General features: G+C 69.6%; 11 protein-coding genes. 6 read left to right on the top strand and 5 right to left on the bottom strand.

The annotated features are described in order from the left end of the window. Positions 1-99 precede the first annotated feature (99 nt). The 5 genes from ACL58G_RS15735 (at position 100) to ACL58G_RS15715 (ending at position 9,006) form a co-directional block, all read left to right on the top strand. Complete coding sequence (locus ACL58G_RS15735; protein ID WP_413384986.1) at positions 100-2,343, top strand: TonB-dependent receptor; 2,244 nt, start codon at positions 100-102, stop codon at positions 2,341-2,343. A gap of 68 nt (positions 2,344-2,411) precedes the next feature. After that, the gene (locus ACL58G_RS15730; protein WP_440967774.1) at positions 2,412-3,287 is read left to right on the top strand and encodes a carotenoid biosynthesis protein; all 876 of its coding nucleotides are present in this window, start codon (positions 2,412-2,414) and stop codon (positions 3,285-3,287) included. After that, a complete protein-coding gene (locus ACL58G_RS15725; protein WP_413384981.1) occupies positions 3,284-4,654 on the top strand; it encodes an oxygenase MpaB family protein in 1,371 nt (456 codons plus the stop codon). The genes ACL58G_RS15730 and ACL58G_RS15725 overlap by 4 nt, the downstream gene beginning before the upstream one ends. 3 nt (positions 4,655-4,657) lie before the next feature. Further along, positions 4,658-8,092 (top strand): response regulator, encoded by a 3,435-nt coding sequence (locus ACL58G_RS15720; RefSeq protein ID WP_440967772.1) that lies wholly within the window; start codon positions 4,658-4,660, stop codon positions 8,090-8,092. Then, on the top strand, positions 8,089-9,006 hold the full coding sequence (locus ACL58G_RS15715) for a diguanylate cyclase (RefSeq protein ID WP_413384976.1): 918 nt from the start codon (positions 8,089-8,091) through the stop codon (positions 9,004-9,006). The genes ACL58G_RS15720 and ACL58G_RS15715 overlap by 4 nt, the downstream gene beginning before the upstream one ends. Here ACL58G_RS15715 and ACL58G_RS15710 read toward each other — a convergent pair whose 3' ends face one another. Further along, a complete protein-coding gene (locus ACL58G_RS15710) occupies positions 9,007-9,438 on the bottom strand; it encodes a DoxX family protein (RefSeq protein WP_440967769.1) in 432 nt (143 codons plus the stop codon). Positions 9,439-9,589: 151 nt separating this feature from the next. Here ACL58G_RS15710 and ACL58G_RS15705 point away from each other — a divergent pair, with 151 nt between their 5' ends. Then, a complete protein-coding gene (locus tag ACL58G_RS15705; RefSeq protein WP_413344841.1) occupies positions 9,590-9,733 on the top strand; it encodes a hypothetical protein in 144 nt (47 codons plus the stop codon). Here the strand turns inward: ACL58G_RS15705 and ACL58G_RS15700 are convergent. The 4 genes from ACL58G_RS15700 to ACL58G_RS15685 all read right to left on the bottom strand — a co-directional run bounded on the left by ACL58G_RS15700 (position 9,723) and on the right by ACL58G_RS15685 (position 12,115). Further along, positions 9,723-10,094, bottom strand: coding sequence for a nuclear transport factor 2 family protein (locus ACL58G_RS15700; RefSeq protein ID WP_440967767.1), 372 nt, complete (start codon positions 10,092-10,094; stop codon positions 9,723-9,725). The genes ACL58G_RS15705 and ACL58G_RS15700 overlap by 11 nt on opposite strands. 4 nt (positions 10,095-10,098) lie before the next feature. Continuing rightward, positions 10,099-10,317, bottom strand: coding sequence for a tautomerase family protein (locus ACL58G_RS15695; RefSeq protein WP_440967765.1), 219 nt, complete (start codon positions 10,315-10,317; stop codon positions 10,099-10,101). Between the two features lie 10 nt (positions 10,318-10,327). Beyond that, entirely contained in the window at positions 10,328-11,080 is a 753-nt protein-coding gene (locus tag ACL58G_RS15690; protein WP_440967763.1) for an SDR family NAD(P)-dependent oxidoreductase, read from the bottom strand. 105 nt (positions 11,081-11,185) lie between these two features. Further along, positions 11,186-12,115 (bottom strand): LysR family transcriptional regulator, encoded by a 930-nt coding sequence (locus tag ACL58G_RS15685; RefSeq protein WP_440967761.1) that lies wholly within the window; start codon positions 12,113-12,115, stop codon positions 11,186-11,188. Positions 12,116-12,475 lie beyond the last annotated feature (360 nt).

Raw genomic sequence — 12,475 nt, 5'->3', positions numbered from 1 at the left:
CGCCTGCAATAAAGTCTCACGAAAATCACGCAGGCAGGCGACGCCAGTGCAAACGACACGGCGCACCAAGCAACGACTATAAAAAAACTGGGATAGTTCATGAAGAATCAGCAGGGTCGGTTGACCCCCAACCTGCTCGCCATGTCGATCGCGGCGATCGCATGGAGCGCGCCGGCGTGCGCGCAGGTGGAGACACAGGGCGACGGCATCCAGGAGGTGATCGTCACGGCGCAGCGCACGGCCGCGCCGGCATCGAAGACGCCGGTGGCGATGAGCGTGCTCACGGCGCGCCAGCTCGACGCCATCGGCGCCGACACGCCGGGCGCCCTCGCCGCGCGCCTGCCGAATACGTACCTGGAAAATTCGTACGACGGCCTGCGCATCACGATCCGCGGCGTCTCGAACGCCGACGTCACGGAAAAGGGCGACCCGTCGGCCGCCTTCATGGTCGACGGCGTCTACGTCGCGCGGCCGCAGAGCCAGAACACGGCGCTGTACGACGTCGAGCGCGTCGAAGTGCTGCGCGGTCCGCAGGGCACGCTGTACGGCCGCAACACGACGGCCGGCGTCGTCAACGTGATCACGAAGGCGCCCGTCGGCCGCTTCGAGGGCGACGTCAACGCGGCCGTCGGCAACCACGGCGAGCGCAAGGTCGGCGCCATGGTCAACGTGCCGGTGAACGACGTGCTCGCGCTGCGCGCCGCCGCCACCTGGAACGAGCACGACGCTTACCTGAAGAACGGGTCGAACACGCCGCGCGGCCTGGGCCTGGACCGCGGCGACCGCGCCGCGCGCCTGTCGGCCAGGCTCGCGCTCGCAAAGAACGCCACGCTGCTCGTCCGCTACGAGGCGAGCCGCGACGACAGCAACAACGACAGCACGGTGCCCGATTCGAATTTTTATAACGGCATCGCCACCGGCCAGCCGGTGTGGAACGGCGATTCGACCGACCGCCAGCTGACCTACCGCTTCAACCCGCCGAACACACGCTTCGAACAGGGCTATTCGCGCAAGAAGGCGTCCAGCCTGACGGCGGACCTGAGCTGGGACCTCGGCCCCGCGACCCTGTCGTGGCTGGGCGCGCACCGCAGCTTCGACCACGATTACCTGTACAACTTCTATTACCGCGTGGCGCCGACGATCGCGCTGGGCGTGCGCCAGCCGTTCACCGGCACGTACAGCCAGGATTCGCACGAGCTGCGCCTCGCGACGAACGGGGCCGGCCCCGTGACCGCCCAGGGCGGCGTGTACTGGTTCCGCGAACGGGCGCGCGACACCTATTATTTCCGCGACCTGCAAGCGGTCGGCCTACCGCCCTACTATGTGTTCGGCAACGACCCGGTCGAAGCGCGCAGCAAGGCCGTGTTCGGGCAGGCGACGGTCCGCCTGGCCGACGGCCTGCGCGCCACGGCCGGCGCCCGCTACACGGAAGACGACAAGTCGCGCACCGGCACGATCGGCTACCAGCGCACCGCGGCCTTCAACGCGGCCACCGACCTGCGCGAACTGAACGCCGGCAGCATCTCCACCGACAAGACGACCTGGCGCCTGGGCCTCGACTACGACCTGGCCCCGGCCACGCTCGTCTACGGCTCGATCGCGACCGGCTACAAGGCCGGCGGCTTCAACGACGGCTGCGCCGCGGGCGATGCGCGCAACGGCGTCGGGTGTCCCGCCGCCACCGCGCTGCCGGCCGCCAGCCTCACGTACCGGCCGGAGACCGTGCGCGCCTACGAGGCGGGCGTCAAGACCCGCTTCCGGGACGGCCGCGCGACACTCAACGTAGCCGTGTTCCACTACGACTACCGCAACCTGCAGCTGTCGAACGAGGTGGTGATCAACGGCCGGCCGCGCTACGAGACGACGAATGCGGGCGCGGCGTCGATCCGCGGCCTGGAAGCGGATGGCCAGGTGCTCGCGACGAGCGCCGACCGCTTCACGTACGCCCTCACCTTGCTCGACGCGCACTACGCCAGCTACCTGCCGGACGGCGTGCATTCGTGGGCCGGGGTCAAGCTGGACCGCACGCCGGCGCGCACGCTGTCGCTCGGCTGGGAGCACCGGACGCGCATCAACGGCGGCGTGCTGACGGCCGGCGCGGGCACGCGCGCGAGCGCGAGCTACCTGCTGGGCGTGCCGCAGGCGGGCCTGAAGTTCCGCGTACCCGGCCACACGGAATCGGACCTGCGCCTCGGCTGGGAGCCGGACGGTGCGCCGTGGAGCGTGCTCGCGCGCGTGCGCAACGTGGAAGACAAGGTGCGGCCGATGACGATCAGTTCGTCGGGCCTCGCCGTGCCGACCGAACCGCGCACGGCCGACGTCCGGTTCGACTACCGCTTCTGATTTCAAGCGCGGCCGCCGGTCGCCGGTGGCCGCATTTTCACCGTTACGTCGTGCCCCTGGAGCCTCATATGACCCCATTGCTGCGCCGTCGTCTGCCCGTCCTTGCCGCCACGCTGCTGGCGGCCTTCCTCCTCGTCCTGGCCAAGCGCATCGGCGGCGACACCACCGTCGCCCTCGTCGCCAGCTCGCTGCTGATGTTCGGCTGCTGCTGGGCCAGCGCCGCCCACCTGCTGGGCGGCGGTGCCGCGCTGCGCCTCGTCGCCATCGCCACGAGTGTCGGCTGGCTGGCCGAGCAGCTCGGGTCGTCGTACGGCTGGTTCTTCGGCAGCTACACGTACACGCCCGTGCTCGGGCCCGCGCTGGGCGACGTCCCGGTCGTGATCCCGCTGATGTGGTTCGCGCTGGCGTACGTCGGCTACGTGATCGCCAACCTGATCGTGTGGCACGACCCCGTCGACCGCCCCGCGTCGCCGGGCCACGACGCGCTCATGGCGCTGCTGGGCGCGATGGTCGTCACGTGCTACGACCTCGGCGTCGACCCGTACATGGTCTACGTGCTGAAGGCCTGGATCATGACGGAGAAGGACGGCTGGTGGTTCGGCGAGACGGTGCAGGGCTTCGCCGGCTGGATGACGGTGTCGTTCGCGATCCTGTTCGCGTTCCGCCGCCTCGCGCGCGTACGCACGGCGCCGGAAGACGCAGGCGCAGTACTGCCGACGATGCGCCACGTGTTCGTGCCGCTGGGCGTCTACGCCGGCCTGATGGTGTTCCAGGTGCTGCTCGGCTACCCCGTCGAGGCGCGCACGATCGCGCTGTTCGCGATGGGATTCCCGCTGCTCGCGGCGACCATCGGCCTGCTGCACCGGCAAGGCATCCTGGCCCGTCCGGCCATCGACGAACCGACGGCTGCCGTGCCGCCCGAAGCGCTGAAGGAGGCCGCGTGAGACGCGACGTCCTCGAACCCGGCCTCGCCGACAACCCGGCGCTGCGCGCCGACCCGCTGGCCGACGCCACCATCGCGCGCATCCTCGGCCCCGGCCGGCCCGGCGGTCCGGACATGGCGACGATCGGCCTCCTGAACCGGGAGATCGCGCGCTGGCAGTTGAACGGGGACCTGGACGGCTGGCGCGCCAGCCCCGGCCTGCCGCCCGACATGGCCGCCGCGCTCGAAGCGTACGTGGTCGAGGCCCGCGTGCTGCCCGACTGGGCCGACGCCGCGAAGATCGCGCGCGCCGAAGTGCTGTTCATGGAAATGAGCATGGCGTCGTGCACGCTGCTGTTCTGCGCGAGCCTGCCCCAGTGCTACATCATGCCGGACCTCGCGGCCGTGCTGCATGCGGCCGGCGAACTCGAACAGCACACGGACTACCGCGTGCGCGCCACCGCCGCCATGATCTTCCCCGTCATGATGCGCGGCGGCCTGACGGCACCGTCCGGCGGCGGCGTCGCGCAAGCCATCAAGGTGCGCCTGATCCACGCCATGATCCGCCACCTCGTGCTGCGCGGCGACGTGGCCGAGGCCCTCGTGGCGCCGCGCCGGCTGCCCCGGTTGCTGACGCAGGCGAAGACGATGCCGCAAGTGCTGTACGCGCACGGCTGGGACATCGACCGCCTCGGCCTGCCCTGCAACCAGGAAGAACTGGGCTACACCCTGCTGACGTTTAATTATGTGTTCCTGCAGGGCCTGCGCCGCCTCGGCCTGCGCCTCGACCAGGGTGACGAGGAAGCGTACATCCACGCCTGGAACGTGCTGGGCGCCGTGCTCGGCATCGAACGCGAGCAGATGACGGACACGATGGCGGACGCGGAGCGCATGTTCACCGCCATCCAGGCGGAGACGCGCACCCGGCAGCGCAAGGACGACCCGCGCCCGGCGCTGGCCGGCGCGCTGATGGCGAACATCCAGCGCTACCTGCCGCCGCGCATCCTGAAACCGTTCCCGGTGCTCCTCACCCGCCACCTGATCGGCAAGGCGTCCTCGCGCGACCTGGGTCTCGATCAACGCGTGTCGCTGCTGTCGCGCGGCCTGTTCGTGCTGGTGTTCGGCTTCATCCGCGGCGTCGATGCCATGGCGCGGCTCGTGTTCCCGGGGTTCTCGATCTCGCGCCTCGTCACGCGCATCCTCGGCTACAACCTCACGGTCAAGCTGCTGATGGACGAGACCCGTCCGCTGAAACTGCCGGACACGCTGCTGGGCGAAGTCGGCGACGCCGTCCACGCCTGGCACAATGACGACAAGGCGCCGCGCTGGGTCAATGCCCTCGAACGCCGTTTCACCGGGCGCCTCCAGCCCGCCGCCCATCAAGGATAAACGATGTCCGTATTCCGTCGCTTCGCGCCGCTGTTCGTGTTGTTCCTGCTGAACGTGGCCCATGCCGCCCCGGCGCCGCTCGTGCTGGACGACGCCGTGCCCCGCGTCGAGGCATGGCCCGCCGTCACGCTCGTGCGCGATCCCGCCGGCCGCCTCGACGTCGCCGACCTCGTCGCCGCGCCCGGGCGCTTCGCGGTCCCGCAATCGGCGTACGCGACGCTGGGCATGGAAAAAGGCGTCGTCTGGGTGCGCGTGCCCGTGCAGCCGGCACCCGGCAGCGACGGCGCGTGGACGCTGAAGATCGATTTCGGGCTGCTGAACCGCGTCGACATGTACCTCGTGCGCGGCGGCCGCATCGAACGCCATGCGCAGGCCGGCTCGGAACGCACGGGCGAACGGCCGTCGATCTTCCACGGCGGCCCGGTGCCGGCCTTCCTGCTGCAACTGGAGCCGGGCCAGCGCTACGACGTGCTGCTGCGCGTGGAGGCCAACGGTCCGAAGATCCTCCCGATCAGCTTCGCCAAGCCCGGCGTGTTCTACGAGGAAGCGCTGCGCGACCGCCTCGTGCAGGGCATCCTCACGGGCCTGTTCCTGTGCCTGCTGCTGTACAGCCTCGCGCAATGGGCCAACCTGCGCGAGAGCCTGTTCGCCAAGTACTCGCTGCTGATCGGCGGCCTGGCGCTGTACAACATCGCGTGGTGGGGCCTCGGCGCCGAATACCTGTGGGGCGCCAGCGCGTGGGCCACCGCGAACGCCACCGGCATCATCTCCCTGATGACGTCGTGCGGCGCCTACCTGTTCGTCGGCTCCGCGCTGACGCGGCCCGGCGTCGACCGCGTGTTCCCGCGCCTGATGCAGACGGGCGCCGTGCTGTGCGTGATCGCCGCGGTCGCGTTCGGGCTCGGCCTGATCCACGACGAGGCCCTGGTCGCCGTCGTCGGCTCGCTGGGCATCATGCCGATGCTGCTGGGCCTCCCCGGCGCGTTCAACCGCGCGCGCCGCGGCGACACGGTCGGCATCTACTTCCTCGTCGGCTGGGCCGCGAGCTTCATGAGTTCCGTCGTCCAGGCGCAGGTGATCAAGGGCGGCATGGACGCCACCTACTGGACGCTGAATTCGACGCAGTTCGGCGGCACGTTCGACATGCTCGTGTTCATGCGCATCCTGGGCCTGCGCACCAAGAGCATCCAGGACGCGATGGTCCGCGCGGAAGCGGCGACCCGCATGAAATCGGAATTCCTGGCCAACATGAGCCACGAGATCCGCACGCCGATGAACGCGATCATCGGCATGAGCCGCCTCGCGCTGATGGCCGATCCGAATCCAAAGCAGCGCAACTACCTCGGCAAGATCCTCGGCGCGGGCGAGCACCTGCTGGGCATCATCAACGACATCCTCGACTTTTCCAAGATCGAGGCCGGCCGCATGACGCTCGACAAGGTGCCGTTCGACCTCGACGACATGCTCGAGCACCTCGCCAGCATCGCCGCCATCAAGACGGATGCGCGCCGCGTCGAACTCGTGTTCTGCGTGCCGCGCGGCGTGCCGGGCCGCCTCGTGGGCGATCCGCTGCGCCTGGGCCAGGTGCTGATCAACCTGACCAACAACGCCGTCAAGTTCACCGAGGACGGCGAGATCGTCGTCGCCGTCGACGTCGTCGAACGCGAGGCGGACCGCGTGGTGCTGCGCTTCTCCGTCAGCGACACCGGCATCGGCATGGACGCCGACCAGATCGCGCGCCTGTTCCAGTCGTTCACGCAGGCCGACAACTCCATCACCCGCAAGTACGGCGGCACGGGCCTGGGCCTGTCGATCTCGAAGCAGCTCGTCGAACTGATGGGCGGCACGATCGCCGTCACCAGCACGCCGGGCGTCGGCAGCCGCTTCACGTTCACGGTCCCGCTGGGCATCGCCGACGCCGACGCCGCGGCCGCGACCACGCCGGGCGCGGAACTGCAGCGCATGCGCGTGATGGTCGTCGACGACAGCGCGGGCGCGCGCGACGCGCTCGTCGAGATGCTGGACGGCTTCGGCATCCATGCGGACGCCGTCGCGTCGGGCGAGGACTCGCTGGCGCGGCTGGCGCAGGCCGTGCAGGAAGGCAGCCCGTACCAGGTCGTGCTGATGGATTACATGATGCCGGGCTGGGACGGCGTGGAGACGATCCGCCGCATCCGCGCCGACACCCGCTTCGCGGCGCCGCCCGCGATCCTGATGGTCAGCGCCTGCACGCGCGAAGGCGTGCTGCAGCAGGAAGGCGACCTGCCGCTGCACGGTTTCCTCACCAAGCCCGTCGGCCCGGCGCTGCTGTACGACAGCCTGCTGCAGGTGCTGCGCCCCGACCTGGCCGCGCCGGCGGACAAGCCGCCCGCGCCCGCCGACCACCGTCCGGACGCCGACCGCCTGGCCGGCGCGCGCATCCTGCTCGTCGACGACAACGCCAACAACCGCGAGGTGGCGCTCGACTTCCTGGCCGTGGCGCGCATGCGGATCGACGTCGCCACGGGCGGCCAGGAAGCCGTGCGCATGGCGAAGGGGGGCGACTACGACCTCGTGCTGATGGACATCCAGATGCACGGGATGGACGGCTACACGGCCACCCGCGCGATCCGCGCCCTGCCCGGCTGTGCCGACGTGCCGGTCGTCGCGATGACGGCGCATGCCATGGCCGGCGACCGCGAAAAGAGCCTGGCCGCCGGCATGAACGACCACGTCGTCAAGCCGATCGACCCGGACCTGCTGCTGCGCACGCTCGTCAAGTGGATCGCGCCGGCCCGCCTGCAGGGCCGCACCGCGCCGCAGGCCGCAGCGCCAGTCCCGGTGCCCGCCTCCGCGCCGACGGCGCTGCCGCTCGTGCGCGGCATCGACTGGAACCGCGCGCTGGCCAACGCCGGCGGCCAGCAGCAGCGCCTGCGTCGCCGCATCGCCAGCTTCCTGCGCGAGTACGTGCAGGCGCCGCAGGCGATGCGCGACGCGCTGGCGCACGGCGACTACGCGCCGCTGCAGTCCCTGTCGCACAACCTGAAATCCGGCGCGGCCTACATCGGCGCCATGCCGCTGGCCACGCTTGCGGGCAGCCTGGAGCAGGAACTCCGCGCCGGCCGTATCGACCGGGTGCCGGTGCTCGCGCCGGACCTGATCGTCGCGCTGGACAGCGTGCTGTCCGGCCTCGCGCGCATCGACGCCGTCCAGGCGCCGGCCGTCACCGGCCTGGATGCGGGCGCCCTGCTGGCGCGCCTGCGCGGCTTCCTGGAGACCGATGACGCGCGTGCCGAGGACGCGCTGGCCGAAGTGCAGGCCGCGCTGGCCGACCCGCGCCACGCGGCGCCGCTGGCGGCCATCCGCGCGGCCGTCGACGAGATCGAATACGAGCGCGCGCTGGTCCATCTCGAGTTGCTGGAGCACGCCATCGACAGCCGCGTGGAGGCCGCATCGTGAACGTGGAACCGCAAAAAGTCCTGATCGCCGACGACGACGTGATCAACCGCCAGGTACTGGCCGAGCTGCTCAAGCCGGAATACACGGTGCTGCTGGCGAAGAACGGCGAACAGGCGCTGGAACGGGCCACGCGCCACGCGCCGGACCTGATCCTGCTCGACGTGATGATGCCGGACCTGGACGGCTACGAAGTGCTGCGCCGGCTGCGCGCCGATCCGCAGACGGAGCAGATCGCCGTGATCTTCATCTCCGGCCTGGACAGCCCGGAAGACGAGGCGAACGGCCTCAAGCTGGGCGCCGCCGACTACATCGCCAAGCCGTTCAACGCCACCGTCGTGATGGCGCGCGTGGCCATGCACCTGCAGCTCGTGCGCCAGCGCCGCATGCTGGAACGCCTGGCGCACGTGGACGGCCTGACGGAACTGGCGAACCGGCGCCGCTTCGACGAGCTGTACGCGCAGGAATGGCAGCGCGCCCAGCGCAATGGCTGGCCGCTGTCGCTGGCCCTGCTCGACATCGACGCCTTCAAGCAGTACAACGACTACTACGGCCACCCGGCCGGCGACCGCGCGCTGCGCGCCATCGCGCGCACGGCGGCGACCGGCCTGCGCCGCCCGGCCGACCTGGCGGCGCGCTACGGCGGCGAGGAACTGGTGCTGCTGCTGCCGGACACGGACATCGTCCAGGCGCGCCATGTGGTGGACGAGATCTGCGCGGCGATCGCCGCGCTGGAAATGCCGCATGCGGCGTCGCAGGTCGCGCCGGTGCTGACGGTCAGCGTGGGCGGCGCGACGCTCGGCGGCCATGGGCCGGAGAGCGCGGCCGAATTGTTCGAGGCGGCGGACGAACACCTGTACCGCGCCAAGCAGGAAGGCAGGAACCGGGTCGTGTGGCGCAACCCGGTCGGCGGCTGATCAACGGCGCCTGGGTTCCAGCGTCGACACGACGAGCAGGCCGCCCACGATGCACACGTGCTCCATGAACGGAATCAGTTCCGCATGGCGCGCGGCACCGGTCGCGTGCCAGAAGCCGTGATACAGCACGGTCGCCAGCGCCGTAAACCCGGCCAGCGCCCAGCACGCGGGTTTCAACAGCCGCCCCGCGATGATCGCGGCGCCGCCGGCCACCTGCAGCAGGATGGTCAGCGCCAGCAGGAGTGTCGGCGCCGGCAGGCCGCCGGCCACCACTTCCTGCAGCGCGCCCTGCCAGCCCTGCACCTTGTCGATACCGGCCCACAGGAACAGCACGCCGACGAGCACGCGGCCCGCGGTGCGCACCGTGCGGTCGAGGCCGTCCGCGGGCGCGGCGGCGCGGACGTTGGCGAGGTTCAGGTCGGGTGTAGCCATGATGACTCCTTGATGGTTGAAACGGATTGCCCGAATCTACACCCGCGCCCGCGAATACGACTCCGTCTTTGGATGGATGCGTTGCTGCCCGGTTGCAACGACTTGCCGCATCTGTCAATATATGCCGACCAGCATACCACCGGAGAAACCCATGGCGGGTGACGTGATCCTGCAAGCCATCGCCGAAAGCGTCCTCAACGTCCAGCTGCGCAGGTACAAAGGCCTGCGGCGCCTGTGCTGGATTGTCCTGCTCGCCATCCTGGGCATCGTCGTCGCGCTGACGGTCACCCGCTAACCCGCACATCCGTAAACACCTTGTTGACGATCATCCAGCGCCCGTGCCAGCGCACGAGCGACAGGTAATTCACGTAGTCGAACCCGAGCGCCGGCACGTGCACGCGGGCCATCGCGATGTCGTGGGTGACGTCGATCGCCAGCACCTGCATGCGGTACGGCTCCCCCAGCGCCGCGGGCGACGCCCGCGCCGCCACGCCGTCCAGGTAGTCGTCCAGGCGCTTGTGGTACGGCTGCCCGCTCCGCTCCGCGAACAGCGTGGCGTCCGGGTGGAACACGGCGCGCAGCAGCGCCGTGTCCCCCGTGTACAGGCCCTTGAAGTAATCGCCGAGGACGGCGACGATGGCGCGCTGGTCGTCCATGGCTTCAGGCCTTGCGCCCGTCCGCCGCGCGCTGGCGGCGCTTCGTCACGACTTCGCCGCCGTGGCCCCAGTTATCGGTATTCACTTCGTCGATGACGACGAACGTCGTTTCCGGATCCTTGTTCAACACGTTCACCATCAGGTCGGTCGCGCCCGCGATCAGGGCCGCCTTCTGTTCCTTCGTGACCCCTTCGTCGGTCACCTGGATGAGGATGTAGGGCATGATGGCCGCCTTACCACGTGCCGGCGGAGGCGCCACCGTCCACGCTCAGCACGACGCCGCTCGTGAAGCGCGCGTCCGTCAGGTACAGCACCGCGTCGACGACGTCGTCCGTCGTGCCGGTCGTGCCGCTCGGCGCCAGCGTGTTATAGAAGGCCCGCGTGCCTTCGTAGTCCCCGTGCAGCGGGGTCTCGATGATCCCCGGCGCCACGGCCGACACTTTCACGCCGCTCGCCGCGAGTTCGATCGCCAGCGCGCGCGTCGCGCTGTTCAGGCCACCCTTCACGAGCACCGGCAGCACGGCCGGGACCTTCACGTTCGGCTGCACCGCAATGCCCGCCGTGATGTTCACGATGTGGCCGCTGCCGTTCGCGGCCATGTGTGCGGCGGCCCGTTGCGACGGATAGAAGAAGCCTTTCAGGTTGGTGTCGACGAGGCGGTCGACTTCGTCCGGCGTGTAGGTGTGGAACGGCTTCGCGTTGAAAATGCCGGCATTGTTGATCAGGACGTCGACCTGGCCGAAGCGCGCGATCGCCGTGTCGAACAGGGCTTGCGCCGTGGCCGGGTCGGCGATGTCGCCGGCGACGCCGACGAAGTTGGCCGGGTTGCCCAGTTGGGCCGCCGCGGCATCCAGGCGGGCCGCGCCGCGGGCGTTGCCGACGACGTTGTCGCCGCGGTCGATGTATGCCTTCGCCAGGGCGAGGCCGATGCCGCTGGAGGCGCCGGTGATGACGACGGTACGAGGGTGATGGACTGCTGCGTTCATGCTGTTCTCCGGGTTGTCGACGGCGCGGATGCGTCGTCCATGGAGACAACTATATGAACAGGCCGCGGCCGGAAAAAGATGGGTTACAGCAAGACAATCGATACATCATGTAATGAATCGCGGGGGTTCGCGCAAATGCTCCACGAGGAAATCGACGAACGCGCGTACCCGCGCCGCCACGTGCCGGTTATGTGGGTAGATCAGGCAAAACGGCCTGGACCGGCCGCCGAACCCGGGCAGCACCTCGACGAGGCGGCCGGCCTTCAGGTCGGCGTCGGCGATGAAGCGGTAGGTCTGGAACAGGCCGCCGCCCGCGCGCGCCAGCGTGACGGCGCCCAGGATGTCCTCGGCGCAGCAGTACAGGCCTGCCGTCGGCAGTTCGACGTCCGCGCCGTTCACGCGGAACAGCCACGGGATGTTGCGGCCCGTGCTGGGCAGCGCGAACTGGATGCAGTTGTGGCCGGGCAGCGCGTCGGGTGTCTTCGGCGTGCCCATGCGCTTCAGGTAGTCGGGCGCGGCGACGACGACCAGTTCCGCGTCTTCCAGCGGCCGCGCGATCATCGTCGAGTCGGCCGGCGCGCGGCCCCGGATCGCGAGATCGAAACCCTCGTCGCCGAAATCGACATTGCGGTTACTGAGGTGGAAGTCGACCTTCACGTCGGGATGGCGGCGCGTGAATTCGGGAAGGATCGGCAGCACGCGGTAATGGCCGTACGGCGTGGGCATGCTGATGCGCAGCAGGCCGGACGGGGCGCTCTGGCGGCCCGTGACGGCGCGCTCGGCCTCGACCAGCTGGGCCAGCGCCTGGCGGCACTGGTCGAAATATTCGCGGCCCGCTTCCGTCAGGTGCAGGGTGCGCGTGGTGCGCACGAACAGGCGCACGCCGAGGCGCGCTTCCAGGCGCGACACGGCCCGGCTGACGGCGGCCGGCGTGACGGCCGCCGCAGTGGCCGCCGCCGTGAAGCTGCCCAGTTCCGCGGCGGAGCAGAACAGCTCGATGCTGCCGAGCAGGATGTCGTCGAACTGGCGGCTCATCGAAGGCTCCATTCATTACACGGTGTATCAACAATCCTGCATCTTACTTCGTTTATCGACGCATGGGACCGGCGCCTGGCCACGCCTATCGGCGCGCCACGTTGCCCCAACCGGATGTACAATGAACCATCGATCTTTGTGACATAGCAGCGCAATGGCTCACGAGAAGTTCCCGATTTGCCGACAGCCCCACGCCCCCGTCCGCGCGACGGCGGCCTGCCTGCGCCTGCTCGATTACGCCCTGCCGCGCGTTCTCGCCCGGCTTCATTAAGCTCGGCGGCGGCACAGCCGTTGGCCGGGCTCCACAGAACATAACGATCCGCCCGACCCGCATCGGGCGGCCATGCCCCATTCCTGTCC

This window comes from Massilia sp. GER05, from assembly GCF_052056005.1.
In the GTDB taxonomy this organism is placed as follows: Bacteria; Pseudomonadota; Gammaproteobacteria; order Burkholderiales; family Burkholderiaceae_D; genus Telluria; species Telluria orientalis.
The sequence above is the reverse complement of the archived record's forward strand: the minus strand, read 5'-3'. Positions and strand labels throughout refer to the sequence as shown.

Excerpts from the sequence above, each read along its gene's own strand:
- ACL58G_RS15710 (WP_440967769.1), bottom strand. The coding sequence starts at position 9,438 with ATGGCTACACCCGACCTGAACCTCGCCAACGTCCGCGCCGCCGCGCCC.
- ACL58G_RS15685 (WP_440967761.1), bottom strand. The coding sequence starts at position 12,115 with ATGAGCCGCCAGTTCGACGACATCCTGCTCGGCAGCATCGAGCTGTTC.
- ACL58G_RS15700 (WP_440967767.1), bottom strand. The coding sequence starts at position 10,094 with ATGGACGACCAGCGCGCCATCGTCGCCGTCCTCGGCGATTACTTCAAG.
- ACL58G_RS15705 (WP_413344841.1), top strand. The coding sequence starts at position 9,590 with ATGGCGGGTGACGTGATCCTGCAAGCCATCGCCGAAAGCGTCCTCAAC.
- ACL58G_RS15730 (WP_440967774.1), top strand. The coding sequence starts at position 2,412 with ATGACCCCATTGCTGCGCCGTCGTCTGCCCGTCCTTGCCGCCACGCTG.
- ACL58G_RS15735 (WP_413384986.1), top strand. The coding sequence starts at position 100 with ATGAAGAATCAGCAGGGTCGGTTGACCCCCAACCTGCTCGCCATGTCG.
- ACL58G_RS15690 (WP_440967763.1), bottom strand. The coding sequence starts at position 11,080 with ATGAACGCAGCAGTCCATCACCCTCGTACCGTCGTCATCACCGGCGCC.
- ACL58G_RS15720 (WP_440967772.1), top strand. The coding sequence starts at position 4,658 with ATGTCCGTATTCCGTCGCTTCGCGCCGCTGTTCGTGTTGTTCCTGCTG.
- ACL58G_RS15695 (WP_440967765.1), bottom strand. The coding sequence starts at position 10,317 with ATGCCCTACATCCTCATCCAGGTGACCGACGAAGGGGTCACGAAGGAA.